We start from the raw sequence: 13,717 nt of genomic DNA, 5'->3' as shown, positions 1-13,717 counted from the left end.
GTTGGTCGCACAGCTGGTCGAGATGTGGTCAACTGTCACGCTTATGGGGAGTGGGAGTGTGGCGCCGCCGACGTTCGGCGACCTCAAGGGCGAGCTGGCCCTGATCCGCCGCGAGGGCATCGTGCGCCTACGCCTGCTCGACCTCCCAGCCCTCACCCGTCTGGCACGGGCCTGTGGCGAGGCCGATCCCGACCAGGTGGTCGAAGCGCCGCTCATCGAGGAGGTCATCCGACGCGGACTCGATGAGTTGGGCGGCGGACGCCTCGGCGAATGCGCCTTGCTCATCTTCGGGCTGGAGCCCGGCACCCGAGCAGACAGTCCCACGCAGCTGCGGCGAGAGGCGGCCGAACGCTGGGGGCTGAGCGAGGCTCGCTTCCGCCGTGACCCCCAAGAGCTGATCCTGACCCAGCTGGCCGACGCATTGCTGCGACGGGCCCATCAGCACCAGCAGCGGATGGCCCACCTCAACCTGGAGCGGCGCCTGCCCACCACCAGCCGGCTGGCCGTCTCCTGGCTGGAGCGTTTCGAGGCCTACTACCGGGTCTGGACCCCGATCACGGGACTGGCCGGCGATCTCAACGCCTACCGCTTCACCCTCATCGAGGAGGGGCGGCCGTACGACCGGGTTCCAGGCACCGACGGCCCAGGCGATCTCGGCTACAGCCAGGAGAACCAGGCGGCCGGCTATCTGACTACGGCGCTCTGGCACTTCACCTGCTACCTGGTCGGGGTGCAGCGGCACCTGCAGCGCTTCGGGGGCATGTGGCTGCTGTCCGATGCTCGGGCCGAGCAGGAGCTGGCCGACGCGGTGTACCGGATCGGCTGGCACAGCCCCAACAACGAACGGGACGATTCCTACCTGCGGGGGCTCTACGAGCAGGCCGGGGGTGAACTGCATCCCTTCCGGGTGCTGCTTGAGACGGACCGGATCGGCAAGGCGACTGAAGCCGAGTGGCACGAGTGGGCGGCCCAGTGCCGCTGCATCTGGCGAACCGAGGCTGAGGTGGAGCAGGAGCCCTACCCAACCCACCGACACCATGCAGGCGTCGATCGAGGTTGCCAGCTGCACGCCATGGTGGCGGCCTGCAATGACTTCTGCGCCTTGGTCGATGACGACTGGAAGCGGGTGGCGGACTGGTATCGGCTGCCGGCGGAGGCGGTGGGGATGGTGCGGGAGAGTGGTTTGTATGAGGATTGGGGCGTGCGAAGTTGAATCCTTGCTGCGACCTGCCTTTTAGCTTTCAGAAGATGCGGTGTCGACTCGCGATCTACTCAGGGCGCCACATCATCACTACTACCGATCCGGTCGCCGGAGCCGATAGCGCAAGAACGCCGTCGTCACCTCCAGGACGGCCCTGCAGTCTAGGGTGGAAGGTCGATGGCAACTGAGTCTGTAGTACACCGAGCCGAAGTCCCTGTAGCCGACACCTCGAAGTCACCGGTTGGAGGTATCGGAGGCGGCATCCCTGATGACAAGCTCAGACGGATGCGCTTTGGGCGGCGCGGGGGCGGTGGTGGCGGAGGGGGCGGTCACTAGCATGTCTGATCGGGAGGGACGGAGCGCAAGCGGATCGGATGAGGGCACGGCAGACATTGCGGCCAAGATCCGCGATCTCCGACTGTTGGTTGCGGCTCTAGCCATCTCCTTTGTCGGTGTGTTGCTCTTTATCTGGGGTTGGGGCAGCGAGGACGGTCTAGAATTAAGGAGCAAGGACAGTGGGCTAACGTACACGACTGAGTCTGATCAACGATGGAACAATGCTCGTAGAGATATAGGGCTAAGTCTATTCGCCTTAGGTGCCGTCGGGATTGTGTACGAGTTCTTTAACAGACAGGCGGCCGAGCAGGCGGCCAATCGTCTCTTCAGCCGCACGGCAGATGGTATTGGGCACAGGGTAGCGTCAGATACCGTGTCGCTTGTCGCGGGCGATAAGCGCTTTATTGATGAAATTCTCAACCAAGAAGATCGTGAGGTGCTCTTAAAGAAGATCATACTCGCGCACTTGAATCAAGACGCTGAGGAGCTCGCGGCCTCGACGGCGGCTCAACTGTCTGGTCAGCCGATACTTAGTGGCTATAGGGCCACGTATTTCGCCAGGGACAAGCTCAATCCACCCCATGCGCTATTCGAGCAGTCCTTAACTCGCCATTCGGCTCCCAACGAGCTATTTGAGTTTGTGTTTCAAGTCTTTAGATCGGAAGATACCGATAAATTCACCTATGGCCCAGAGGTGTTTACCTGGAGGTACTGGCTCGCCCCTGACGAGGACCCTAAGACAGTACTTAAGGCCTTTGTGGTAGAAAGCGTCGCCGTAAATGGCGTGCCGTTAGAGGATATTAAGCTGGATGAAACTCATGTGAGTTCAGACAGCGTCCGATGGACGGGTAGGTACAGTCCGCAGTCCGGTAAGAGATTTCTAGTTGAAACCAAAATTCGTTTACCGGCGCCGAAGGAAGCGAGCTACGTTCACGTAGAGCCGCGTGCTCTCAGCCAAGGTTTCGAAGTTTCTTGTGACGTTACGGATTCTAAGCTTGACGCTGTCGCTGTTGAAACGGTGCGTACTCGCAACATTCGTATTTCAAAGAGCCCCGCCGACTTGGATTCGGGTACTCGACGTACGACGCAGTCCCGGACCGTATACACCGCTGAGTGGGTGCTGCCTTCGGCTGCTGTAGCCTACGTTTTTTATACTCCTACCGAACCTTACAACAAGCCGACGACTACCCATGAAGCGAACTAATCGGACCTTGGGGTGGGATGGATTCTCGTCACAACAAAGCTACTGGCCTCACAATGAGGGTGGTAAACTGAGAGTGTGAGGTGTCTTCAAAGATGAAGTGGTCGAATCTTGTTTACCTTCCGACGCATCGAATGGCAAGCGATGCTATTCGCTGTGCCCTCGCGGAGACTCAATGGCTCGCCAATCAGGGCCACAGCGCGCCTGTCTTCTGTCTCATAGAGAATGGCCTTCGGTCAGAGCAATCGAGAGAGCATCGAGAAGTACTCATCAAGGAAGGGAGAGCAGCCGGCATTTCGTGGCTGCATTTGACAGAAGATCGGGCCGGCGCATTAGTCGATCTAACGCTCGACGAGCTTGAGCTTTCTCCAGCAGAGAGAAGCCGTCTAAGAGCCCTGCTGCTGCCTCAGGGTACGTCCTATGGGCGAGGTCCGAATCTTGCTGCAATTTTGGGGTGTGCGCTTGGATGCTCGGTACTTCATCGTCGCGACTCAGATATTTACCTAGACGATGCCCGAGCTGGCGAACTCCCAGTCGAGTTTGAGGCTAGCTTTATTGGGCAATCACTCGATGCAGTATCTGGGCGGATCGAGCGAGTCGATGAGTTTACTCCAGCGCCCAGTGCACTAGTGCAGATGGTGGGGACGAGTTCATTCGGTGCGCCGACTTTCGATCGGCGTGATCTAATGGCTGCTGGGAAGAGATATTTAGTCGAATTCCAGCAGCTTGGCCGCCCTGGCTCCGAGGAGCCCGAGGTTGCTGAAGAGGCATTCGACTACTTCATTAGAGAGCCCTCGACTCGATACGACAATGACCGCCTCGAGGTTGACATTGACAATCGTATCGAGATGGAGTGTGTTGCGGTATCAACCGTTTTTAAGGTTTTGCCCGAGATGCCTACTGGCATAATTGGTTGCGACTATATGCAGAAAGATCTGCTGTGGTGGAGTGGCGAAGGACTCATCTTCCATACGCGCAAGGTTCGACACCAATATGCGCCCGACCGAGAAGCACGGGCAGATCTTGCGGCTTACCTAGACTACGCCATGCGGGACGTTGAGTATATCCAGATGGGACGTGTGTGGCAGAGACACAATATGCAGATGCAACGATTCCGTAGTCGCCACAGGGGTCTTGTGCAGTTCGATCCGGAATCATACGTAAGCTCATTTCGTCAGGCGGTCGAGCAGGTCGGCTCTGAGCTTGAGGAGGTGCGTGGTGGTGCCCAGCAGGTTTACGAATCGGCAGCTGCAGCATCATCAGGCGATCTTGCTGGGCGCCTGAAGGCGGTGGCCGATGTGATCGCTGATCGTGGTCCGGCCATGGATCAGCGTGTACGCGAAGCAGTTGAAGATTACTGTGTACTTGTACTGGCATGGCGAGAGCTGTGTGAGTTTGCTGCTCATGTCGAGGTGCCGTCAGAGTGGATCTCGACTTGACTGACTCTCAGATGCAGATCAGCTTGCCGCCAAGAATTCGGGAAGTCCTTGTGGATGATCAAGACTATGTAGAGACTTTGGGTGTTGCTAAGAAATTGGCCCAGCGTGGATGCATTACTGTAGTCCGAGGGTTCTCCTCAAATCTCGAGCTACTAGACGTCCTTGCAGTTCTTGGTCCGATCTTTGAGCCGGTTGCCCTTCCGCCAGATAAGAGCATCGCACCTACGACCGTTGTGTCTGAGGCTGGCTTTGTAGCAAGTTCGATCAACTGGCACTACGACCAAAGCTTCGCTCATGAGCCACCGACTTGGTCTGCACTCTACTGTGATCATCCAGGAACGGCCTCACTGCCCAGCCTATTTGCCGATGGCGCCGGTCTCGTTTCGCTACTTTCGGACGGATTTCGCGATATGCTCCGGAGGCTCATGGCCACTCATGAAGCCTACTATTCACTCGAAGCGGCTGGTAGCTCTTCAACTATTCGTGCTTCTCATCCAGTCATTCAACTTGTTGAAGGCAAAGTTGAAGCATTATTCGTCAGCCCCGCGACGGTAGAGCGATTCATGGATTGGTCCCTACAGGACAGCTTCCCTGTTCTCGAGCGTCTTTTTGCGATGATGAATTGGCCGGAGATCACTGTCGCGCACTATTGGCAGGAGGGCGATCTCCTACTTTGGCCTAACCGGAGATACCTGCATCGTGCCCTGCCCTTAGATGCAGGACCTGAACCCCGGCAGTTGAGACGAGTTGTTGGACGCTGGGCCGCCTAATGCATAGAGGCCAGAGGGAGCTAGGCCATCCTGTACACCTTCGCCGCCCGCCCACGCCCGTCATGCTCGGGGTCATCCCCAACCTCAACCACCGACCCCTGCTCCACCAGCTTCTTGACGTAGTTCCTCGTCGTGGTTGCATCGCGCCCCAGCTTCTCGGCCAAGTCCGCCAGCTTCCACTGGGCCGGCAGTGCTTGGGCTGCGGCCAGCACGTCCTCGATGGGGATGCGTGGGGCTCGCGTGCCGGCGCTACGCCCTGCCCGGCTGCTGCCTGAGCCCCGGCCCCCAGCTGGCAGCTCGAAGCCGGCTTCCTTCAATACCTCGTCTGGCACCCCAAGCGCCTGGAAGGCGCTCACCGGGATGCCCTCACCCTCAGCCCAGGCCTTGGCCTCAGCCACGAACACCGCTCGCTCGCCTGAGTGGTCCTGCACTCTTCCGGCTTCTTCGCGTTCCAGCTCGGCCAGCAGCTTGAGCTTGTTGATGTTGTCCGTCTCGTCCCGCACCTGAGCCTTGAGTGCCTTGACGGCTTCTCGGTTCACAACCGGCTTGTCGCTCTGCCCGAGCGAGTCCAGGTAGCTACGAATGCCGTCGATGATCTTCTTGGTCGCCATGCAGCGCAAAGTAGCCGGCAGCCCCCAGCTGACTAGATTCCGGCGTTCAGGTACAGCGAAGGCGACACCCGAGGGAGCTACAGCCACATGGAGGAGATAAACGAGGAGGCAGCGACCCAGGCGCTCATCGCACGGCTTGAAGCGTTCCTCACGGTCGCCAGCGAGAAAGGGAAGCTCGGCACGATCCGGCCCGCTCGTCAACGAGAGGTCGAGGATCAGATCGGTCGTCAGGTCGGTTCGGTGCGGCGCATCTGCAACGAGCTGAGCCCCGGCCTCGGCGACTTCCCGCTCACGACCGTGTCTGGCGCTCAGAAGGCTGCCGTTGCTGTCCGGACCGCCATCGGCATCCTTCAGGACCGCGAAGAACTTGAGGCCGACCTGCGTGCCAGTGGCGTCAGATCTGCACCACTCCTCGATCTCAGTCCCCGGGTGTGGGAGTCCGCCAGGAGCCTGTGGTCATCAGGGCAGCACAACGAGGCCCTCCATGCCGCCTGGAAGGCCATCAACGCGCATCTGCGGCAGCGCCTCGGCCGCCCGGACCTGAGCGACGACAACCTGGTGACTGAGGCCTTCGGCCCTGATGCCACCAAGCGCGCCCGGCTTCACCTCCCGGGGGACAAGCAAACCGACACCTGGCGCAGCCGGCAGCGGGGCCTCCTGCACCTGGCCCAGGCCTGCGTGGCGGGCATTCGTCATCCGGTAGCGCACGAGGCCGATCACCAGATCCCGTATGACCTTGCCGTAGAACAGCTCGCCTGCCTCAGCCTCCTCTCGCACTGGATCGACGAGGCCGAGCTGACCGCAGTCGAGTCGTGAGCGCTCCCTGTGAACCTCACCCCTCACCCCACCGGCACACCACGTCCCCGTCACGGATGAGGTAGAGCCCTACCTCCGACTGGCCACCGTCCTGTTCTGCGGCGTACAGCTCCATCCCCGTAGTTCTGCCAGCGGGCCCCGGCAGCCGCACCAGCACCGTGCCGGCTCGGGCCTCAGCCCCCAGCACCACCCGCTCAACGCCTTCTTCATCGACCACGGCTAGCCGGCGGGTTCGGATCTCCCCGCCGAGCGCTGCTCGCAGCAGCTCCAAGCTCACCTCAAGTGCCCGCAGCCGTGTCTCGATCTCGTCTGCCATCCGCACCGGCCTCCGGGTCCCTGGGGCGAGCGAGGATGGCGCTGTCGGTCATGGCGCGCAAGGCGCCCGTGAGCGGTCGCGTCGGCGGGTCTACTGACCGAGGGCAGGAGGAGCTGGGAAGCCCTGTGAGGCGCAGGCTCTCGGACTCGTGAGTCCTTTGGGGTTCACCCCGGCAGCGCCCTGATGGCTGCACCCAGCGTCGACGTGAGCTGATGGGCACCGTTGACGAGAGCGACCGCCAACGCAACCCTCGTGCTCACTTGGAAGACCCGATCGGCCAGGGAATCTTTCGTTATCTCATCCTCGGGATGCTCAAGGTTGTGCCTATGTAGGCTCAGGATCACGGCACCCGTCGCAGCTTCGGCCGCTTGCCGCAACCAATCTGGACCGGCGAACAAGTAGTCCTGGAGGCCTTGCCGCAGCTGTAGGAGTGCCCGCAGGAGGTTGTCTCGCACTTGGGCCGGGAGGTCGGAAGCGGTGATCTCCCGCTCCAGCTGCTCAACCTCTGCGAGCCAAGTCTGCACCTGTTCGTGCTGGATCGCTTCCTGCTTGAGCTCCCTCGACAGATCCCGGGCGCAGTACTGCAGCTTGGTAACGATGGCCTCGCTGAGCTGGCGCTTGACTCCATCAAGGCGACTATCGAGGCTCGCGCCCAGGACGACGACACAGGGCCGCAAGGCTGCGGCGTAGTCCTCGTGATCCTCCTGCGGCAGGTACTCCACAAGGAGCTGCTGTACCTGACTCGGCCATAGAGCAGCCACCGAGTGACGGCGGAGGAGCTCCATCGGGTCGTCGTCCCCGCCCAGACCAAGCAGGCCAGGCCAGAACTTCCGCATCGGGGCGGTGCCCTGGCCCTTCAAGTTGAGAACACCGTTCATCAGCCGGTGGAGGCGTACTGCCGGGTTGTCGTAGCTGACCATCCCGCTCAGTCTGTCACGGGTCTGCGACACGACTTCTCAGGCGGACAGCCGTCAAGTGCCGCCACGCGTGAACTGTCGCCTACCCCTCCACCCCCTCCACCAGCCGCCCGGCCGCCACCTCCAGCCCCTGGGCCAATCGCAGCATGGTCGGCACCGACGGCACCCGGTAGCCCCGCTCCACGTTGGAGATGAACGTCGGATGCAGCCCGGCGGCCTCAGCCAAGGCCTCCTGGGTCATGCCCGCTGCCAGGCGCAGCTCCCGCACTCGCTTGCCAAACGCAACCGCCACCGCCAGATCTCGGGAGCGCTGATGGGCGGGCACGACGGGGATCAGACCCAACCCCTTGACGCTGAACCATAGTCTCTTGATAATGTCCCGCCCTTCGTGCGGCAGGCGATGCCGGACTGGAGCCTGGGAGGGCATGGTGGGTTTCTGTCAGGGCAGGGCACCGGCGGTCTTTTGTCCGCACCGGCGCGTGCACCACAAGGCCAGCTTTAGGGCGGCACTGGAGGCCGACATCGCCTTCGTGCTCGACCTGGTGGGCGAGATCACCGAGCCGGAGAGCGAGCCCACTGCCACAGGCATCCCGGCTCCTGACGAACTTCGCGAGCGGGACTGAAGCTCCGGACACTCACTGCTAATATCTGGGCATGGGGAGTGACTGGTCTGTGTTTGGGTTCTTTAAGCGCCTTCGGGAGCAGCGAAAAGAGCTAAGAGAAACCCACGAGAAGCTTGAACACGAGCTCTCGGCATCAGAAAGGGAGAAGCTGTACGAGCGGCGGCTTGAATTGCAAAAATCCGATGAGATTTTCACGCCCTGGCACATTCTGGCTGCGGGCCTCTTCACCACGTCCTTTGCTGCGTTCACTACTACGGTGGTGTCCAGCTCCGCGGATCTTGAGGGCCAAGGTTCGGATTTTAGTTCTGTAGTCATCGCCTTGGCTGTAGCTGCAGCGGCCATTTTCACTGGCTCTATCGTCGCGCTAATTCTTCCTAGGCTCTCGGGAGCAAGTGAAGATGATGGTGCTAGTTCCAGAGGCGAGTCGGCTCAATCACGAATGAGGCGAGAGATCGAGCTGTACTTCGATCAGCTGAAGGCAGGCGAAGACCGACCGCCGTGGCCATCTACTACCACCCTTGAGCCGGGGGAACATTTGACATGAGTGTTCCTCAGCCCTCCCCTGCGGGGTATACCGAAACTCAGGTACGCGTTCAAGAGTTCGCCGAGGATCTCATGGACGAAGCTGGCAAGCTGGCCGACCGATATGGCGCCGAGCAAGCTTCACCTACTCATATCAGAGAAGCCGTCGGCAGGCTCTACCGGCGTCAGACGAGTAGGCGAAATCAGATCATTGGCAGCATGGGTGGTCTGGCAGCCGGTACCGGTGCCTCGACGCTGGCGAGCCTCGTCATTGCTGCGGACCCAAACAGCCTTGCCATGTTGGGGTCTGCTCTTCTGACCGCCGTAGGGGCCGGTGCCATGGTCCATGGCTTCAATGACCATTGATGAGCTGAGCATGACCCCGCTCCCCGTTGTCTACATCGGCCACGCAGCGAGCGGCTCTCGTTCGAAGAGAATTGCTTCCAAGCATCAGGCGCTGATTCGCAGAATTGTGAAGGCGGCATCGCTAAACCATAACTGGATAGTTAAAACTGGCCCCTACGCCACTGTCGGCCCCTACGATGCATATTTAATGTTGCAAGTACCCTTAGCACTTTCAGAGATATCGGCCGTGACTTCTCAAATTAGTAGAACGGGCGGTGCCGTGTCGGGCCACCTGTCGAAGCTGGGTTTTATAATTGACGACTACGATCAGGTGCTGGGTTGTGGCGGCATACCTATAGAATTGGTTCGTTTCTTTCACATAGACTCCCCCCTCTTTGCTCAAGAGATAGATGGATGGCTCGAAGGCCTATTGGGTAAGCATGGTGGCCCTCGGCCTGCCACCGACCGAGCCCTCATTGAGTCACTCCACCTTCGCATTCAGCTCGGCGTCATCGAGAACGAAGAACTGAAGCGCTATATCGCCCAGCTTCAAGCCGACTTCCATTACGTCCAAGGCGAGCTGAGCGAAGCCCAAATCGAGATCCGCACCCTCAAGGCCGTTCTCGACCAGGTCGAGAAGCACAACGCCGCGCTCCTGCTGGAACTCTCCAAGGGCCGAGTGGATCCCGTCTCGGCATCGCTGACCGTCCGAGCACTCAAGTACCTCGTGCCCTACGTCCTCACCGGGTTCATCACCGCTGGCTCGACCTACGCCGGCACCGTGGCGGCCATGCCCGACGCGCAGGCCAAACAGCTCGACACCACCAGTCAGATCATCGTGCAGGACTGCAACCAGGTGATCGTGGCCCTGGACGAAGGCGGCTGACGCCTCCCCGTCGTCTCGTGGACGACTCCAATGCAGAGATGCCCGGCCCCTGTGGGACCGGGCATCTTCTCCTTGCTGATGACGATCCCGCTCTACGTGATTTCTCCGGGCACTGCGGTAATTATTTCGCCCAGGTTCGGCAAATGGCTGTCGCACGGACCGGCTTGCTAGTCACGATCTTCGGGGGCTTTCGCTCTTGCTACTTGCGCTTCGTCACCTGACTTCAGCTTGCTCAACTTCACTCTCAGGTGTAGCCGGGAGCCAGCCTTTCCAACCTCAAGTTCGTGGACATGCTCCGCCCGCTTCCTCACCACGTGGGTGAGTGCGACAAGAAGGTAGGCGAAGCTGGTCACACCAACGAGCGATGACAATGCCAACACCAAAGCTACGGCGTTGGCATTCATCATCTAGGCCTTCCAGGTGGTTCCGGCGTAGGACATCGTCCTATGCGTCACTCCCGCAACCTCCTTTCGTCGGCGTCCGTTGCCTTCCTCGCTGCCTCCACGGTACTGGACTGAGGGGTGTGGATCGCTAGGGCTAGAGGCTGTGGATACCGGGAAGGGTCGGTCGACAGGTTGTCCCCAGCTCGGGCAACCTCCGGATAGCCAGGCCCCCGTCTTTCGGGGCTCGGTGGCGGCGCGATCGCGCCGCCTACGGCGCCCGCAACCCCCGCACCAGCTCTCCCGGATCCACGCCCAGGGCCTCAGCCAGCTTGAGGAGGTTGTGCAGGCTGAGGTTGCGCTGCCCTCGCTCGACCTGGCCGACGAACGTCCAGTGCAGGCCGGCGACGACCGCCAGCTTCTCCTGGGACAGCGCGAGTTCGTGGCGACGCTCTCGGACCCGTTGGCCGAATGTCGTGGTGGCAGAGGACAGAGGAGGAGGCATGCGAGTGCCAACGCCAGTACGTCCCATGCCTCCCCATCCAGAGAACATGCGCCCCAACTGTTTTTGTCCCAATCATTGGCGTCCAGTACAGTCGCCCGGCACAGCGCGACAGCCCCAGCCCGGGGCGGGGAGGAGAACGCCGTGGGGATCTCGATGGCAGGCCGCTGTCTGCTGCGGGCGGTGCTGGCCATGACTGTCCTGATGGTCGCCTGCGGCGGCTCACCTGCCTCTGACGGTGAGTCGACGCGGGCAGATGGGAACGCCACCACTACCGCTGTTGCTCCGTCGCCCTCACCGCGAGGGGCGGAGGCTGGGCCAGGAAGTGAACTCAGGCCTGCGGCCGAACTCGACGAGACCGTCACGGCCTTCGGTGTCGAAGCGAGGGTGATTGACCTCCGCGCCGAGCGAAGCAACGATGCCGAGTTCTACCTCGGCGTCGAGGTTGAACTCCGCCTGGTGGGCAGAGCCGCCCGGCTCGAGGGGGCCGAGGTGGTGTGCGGCTCAACGCTGGAGGAGATCAGCTCGGGGTACCGGCCGCTGCCCGGAGAGGCCATCGGGGACGAGCTTGAGGAGCTGGGGACGGCGCCGTCGACGCACCAAACGGTCGATTTCTCGCTGCCCACCGAGCTGCCCGCTGCCTGTGCCGAAGGAGAGGCCGCTTGGCTGGTGCTCAAGCTTGGTGGCGGTCGCCAGGAGGACTACGAGCTGGACACCTCGCAACCGGGCGACGGTGTGGAGACGGAGGAGTACGACCGGACGGTTGGTGTGCTTCCCCTGCCGGTCGATCTTGGCGCGGTGATCGACAATCTGGCCTCCCCACCCGGGGGTGTCCCGACGGTGGCCGAACTCTGCGACGCGCTGGCAGCTGCGCTCACCGAGGACGTGCCACGCCTACGGGACGACGAGTGCGCCTATGGCGTCAGTGTGGACGAACTCGCCCTGGCCGCCACGGTCGGGCTGGATAGCGCTGCCGGCAACCGGGAGGACCCCCGGCTCTCGCTCACCGAGACGATTGGGGAGGTCGAGATCTGGGAGGGCGCCCTCTCCTCGGATGAGATCGGCACCAACCGGAACATCCTGACGGCGCTAGTCGGCCCATCGAGTCTGTGGGTGAGCTACGACGCCGCCGTGGTGGACCGGGAGGTCGTGCGAGACGTTGTGGTCGAGCTGGCGGCGGAGTGAGGCCGCGTGATCGCTTCCCGCCCATGAGGTGGGGGCGAGTAGCTGTCCGGGTGCCGTGCTGGAAGCAGGGGGGCGAGACTCGGGCAGTGCAACCAAGCCGGCTGCCGCCTGCCCCCTCGCCTCTCCGGGGCAGGCGGCCCGGTGAGGACGAAAGTTCAAAGCCCGAGGCAGACCTACTCGGGAGGGTGGGGTGAGGGGGCCTGCCTTGGGCTTGATGGGATCGTAGGTGGGGGTGCTGGTGAACGTGGAGGCTGATGCATACGGGCGTATGCCAGATTGATGGTGTGTCAATAGCCGACGACTTTCAGGCAGCGTGTTTCAAGGCGATTGAAGAGTGCCGCCAGCTGGGGTACGACCCGACGGTATGGGCCAGCATGATCGAGCGTCATGGCGCAGTGGCAGCAGCCAAACGCCTGGTGGAGACCAGCACCCCACAGCCTGGGTTCGAGCGCCTGGTCCGCGCCGGTCGCCGGGACCTGACGGTGGAGTGGGCCGTACTGCAGGATCGCTGGCGGCCGTTGTTCTTGGATACACACCGTGAGGCCGCTCAGTGGCGGCTCGACCAGAGGTGAGCACCTACTCCGGCGAGGGGTATCGCGCACCAACCGCAATCCTTGGTGCCTATGGTGCGGCGCTGGGCTCAGGGCCCAGGAGTTGGTTCGGGAAGCCAAGCTGCAGTTTCTCGCTTGCGGTGACGTCCGTGGTAGAAGCCCGCGATGGAGCTGCATCAGCTAGAGATGAGACACTTCATTGACGACTGATGATGGTGAGCCAGACACTTCGGGTGCCCCCGACTCGGACAAGGGCCCGGCCAAGAAAGGCTCCAGCTCATCTGATGGGAGTCCCCTCAACTCCGGCGTAGCGCGAGCCATCGTCGTATTTGCGGGCGTCTTTGTTGGCCTAGCGCAGATCACCCTTTCGCTGCCACGTTTGCTTTGGTTGCTGGTCCTTGCTCTCTTGGCTACGGCCGTCTTTCTATTCATGTCTGCTGGCAAGTCGGCTCGTGCCTGGCCAGTCGCCATCTTGTTCGTCGTAGCACTTGTGGCAGCCACCGTATTCAACGGCGACTCATCAGAGTCGAAAGCTCAAGCCGACGTAGCGGACAGTCAGACCTCAACGAGCACCACGACCTCTTCTGACAGTCTGCCTACTTCAACGACGACCAGTACGGCGCCACCGACCGAGAGTTCCACGACGATCCCCACTGCGAAGACCACGACGGAGGACGAGTGGCTGGTCCGAATCGAGGGTGGCTACATGGTGAGACTGTCTGATGACTACGACACTGAGGGCCTAGCGGTAGTCGAACTCTTCGATAACAAGCTGCTCCTGACCGCTGGCGGGATATCCTTCGACAGCTACCCGCCTCCGGATGGGCCACTCACGCACCTCGCCACGTTCACCATTTCGGATCTGACCGGTCAGACCGCTCCCTACGTGGTGGGCCCGCTCGCTGCTGGTCAACAAGTCGGCTACGGCCCGGGATGTGACTACCTTCTCACCATTCGGAGGACCGACACCTTTTGGCTTGAGCTTCAGGTTGTGGAGTTCCCGCCCTCGGCCAACCCACAACAGTTTGTTTGCGGGCCCGAGGCCTGAACCTTGATGCCATGAAGGTAGACCGGCAAGCTTCGCCCCCGTTGAGTTGGCGCCTCCGCTACCGTCGC

The 13,717-nt window shown here is 61.6% G+C and carries 17 protein-coding genes; 12 read left to right on the top strand and 5 right to left on the bottom strand.

The features are described 5' to 3' along the window. Positions 1-58 precede the first annotated feature (58 nt). The 4 genes from VEW93_06985 to VEW93_06970 all read left to right on the top strand — a co-directional run bounded on the left by VEW93_06985 (position 59) and on the right by VEW93_06970 (position 4,947). Positions 59-1,213, top strand: coding sequence for a hypothetical protein (locus VEW93_06985; protein ID HYI61534.1), 1,155 nt, complete (start codon positions 59-61; stop codon positions 1,211-1,213). A gap of 598 nt (positions 1,214-1,811) precedes the next feature. Then, entirely contained in the window at positions 1,812-2,741 is a 930-nt protein-coding gene (locus tag VEW93_06980) for a hypothetical protein (GenBank protein HYI61533.1), read from the top strand. 92 nt (positions 2,742-2,833) lie between these two features. Next, on the top strand, positions 2,834-4,177 hold the full coding sequence (locus VEW93_06975) for a DUF6271 family protein (GenBank protein ID HYI61532.1): 1,344 nt from the start codon (positions 2,834-2,836) through the stop codon (positions 4,175-4,177). Continuing rightward, positions 4,162-4,947, top strand: a complete 786-nt coding sequence (locus VEW93_06970) for a TauD/TfdA family dioxygenase (protein ID HYI61531.1) — start codon at positions 4,162-4,164, stop codon at positions 4,945-4,947. The genes VEW93_06975 and VEW93_06970 overlap by 16 nt, the downstream gene beginning before the upstream one ends. 20 nt (positions 4,948-4,967) lie before the next feature. Here VEW93_06970 and VEW93_06965 read toward each other — a convergent pair whose 3' ends face one another. Continuing rightward, on the bottom strand, positions 4,968-5,558 hold the full coding sequence (locus tag VEW93_06965; GenBank protein HYI61530.1) for a hypothetical protein: 591 nt from the start codon (positions 5,556-5,558) through the stop codon (positions 4,968-4,970). A gap of 87 nt (positions 5,559-5,645) precedes the next feature. On the opposite strand from VEW93_06965, the gene VEW93_06960 reads away from it, so the two are divergent. Continuing rightward, positions 5,646-6,374 carry a TIGR02391 family protein gene (locus tag VEW93_06960; GenBank protein HYI61529.1) on the top strand — a complete coding sequence of 243 codons (729 nt, stop codon included), beginning with the start codon at positions 5,646-5,648 and terminating at the stop codon, positions 6,372-6,374. A gap of 16 nt (positions 6,375-6,390) precedes the next feature. Here the strand turns inward: VEW93_06960 and VEW93_06955 are convergent, their stop codons facing one another. The 3 genes from VEW93_06955 to VEW93_06945 all read right to left on the bottom strand — a co-directional run bounded on the left by VEW93_06955 (position 6,391) and on the right by VEW93_06945 (position 8,034). Then, complete coding sequence (locus tag VEW93_06955; GenBank protein ID HYI61528.1) at positions 6,391-6,690, bottom strand: hypothetical protein; 300 nt, start codon at positions 6,688-6,690, stop codon at positions 6,391-6,393. Between the two features lie 164 nt (positions 6,691-6,854). Continuing rightward, positions 6,855-7,610: a hypothetical protein gene (locus VEW93_06950; protein ID HYI61527.1), complete on the bottom strand. Its 756-nt coding sequence runs from the start codon at positions 7,608-7,610 to the stop codon at positions 6,855-6,857. Between the two features lie 79 nt (positions 7,611-7,689). After that, on the bottom strand, positions 7,690-8,034 hold the full coding sequence (locus VEW93_06945) for a helix-turn-helix transcriptional regulator (GenBank protein HYI61526.1): 345 nt from the start codon (positions 8,032-8,034) through the stop codon (positions 7,690-7,692). Positions 8,035-8,086: 52 nt separating this feature from the next. Here VEW93_06945 and VEW93_06940 point away from each other — a divergent pair, with 52 nt between their 5' ends. The 4 genes from VEW93_06940 to VEW93_06925 all read left to right on the top strand — a co-directional run bounded on the left by VEW93_06940 (position 8,087) and on the right by VEW93_06925 (position 9,983). Then, positions 8,087-8,230: a hypothetical protein gene (locus VEW93_06940; protein HYI61525.1), complete on the top strand. Its 144-nt coding sequence runs from the start codon at positions 8,087-8,089 to the stop codon at positions 8,228-8,230. 31 nt (positions 8,231-8,261) lie between these two features. Further along, entirely contained in the window at positions 8,262-8,774 is a 513-nt protein-coding gene (locus tag VEW93_06935) for a hypothetical protein (GenBank protein HYI61524.1), read from the top strand. Between the two features lie 71 nt (positions 8,775-8,845). Next, positions 8,846-9,118 (top strand): hypothetical protein, encoded by a 273-nt coding sequence (locus VEW93_06930; GenBank protein ID HYI61523.1) that lies wholly within the window; start codon positions 8,846-8,848, stop codon positions 9,116-9,118. A 10-nt stretch (positions 9,119-9,128) separates the two neighbouring features. Further along, complete coding sequence (locus tag VEW93_06925) at positions 9,129-9,983, top strand: hypothetical protein (GenBank protein HYI61522.1); 855 nt, start codon at positions 9,129-9,131, stop codon at positions 9,981-9,983. Between the two features lie 651 nt (positions 9,984-10,634). Here the strand turns inward: VEW93_06925 and VEW93_06920 are convergent. Continuing rightward, positions 10,635-10,868, bottom strand: a complete 234-nt coding sequence (locus tag VEW93_06920) for a helix-turn-helix transcriptional regulator (protein HYI61521.1) — start codon at positions 10,866-10,868, stop codon at positions 10,635-10,637. A 141-nt stretch (positions 10,869-11,009) separates the two neighbouring features. Between VEW93_06920 and VEW93_06915 the strand changes: the two genes are divergently transcribed. The 3 genes from VEW93_06915 (at position 11,010) to VEW93_06905 (ending at position 13,649) form a co-directional block, all read left to right on the top strand. Further along, positions 11,010-12,050 (top strand): hypothetical protein, encoded by a 1,041-nt coding sequence (locus tag VEW93_06915; GenBank protein ID HYI61520.1) that lies wholly within the window; start codon positions 11,010-11,012, stop codon positions 12,048-12,050. 284 nt (positions 12,051-12,334) lie between these two features. Further along, positions 12,335-12,622: a hypothetical protein gene (locus VEW93_06910; protein HYI61519.1), complete on the top strand. Its 288-nt coding sequence runs from the start codon at positions 12,335-12,337 to the stop codon at positions 12,620-12,622. A gap of 409 nt (positions 12,623-13,031) precedes the next feature. Next, entirely contained in the window at positions 13,032-13,649 is a 618-nt protein-coding gene (locus VEW93_06905; GenBank protein HYI61518.1) for a hypothetical protein, read from the top strand. Positions 13,650-13,717: the final 68 nt, after the last annotated feature.

This window comes from Acidimicrobiales bacterium (genome assembly GCA_035630295.1).
Taxonomy (GTDB): Bacteria; Actinomycetota; Acidimicrobiia; order Acidimicrobiales; family Iamiaceae; genus Iamia.
This window is presented reverse-complemented; position numbering and strand designations above follow the sequence as displayed.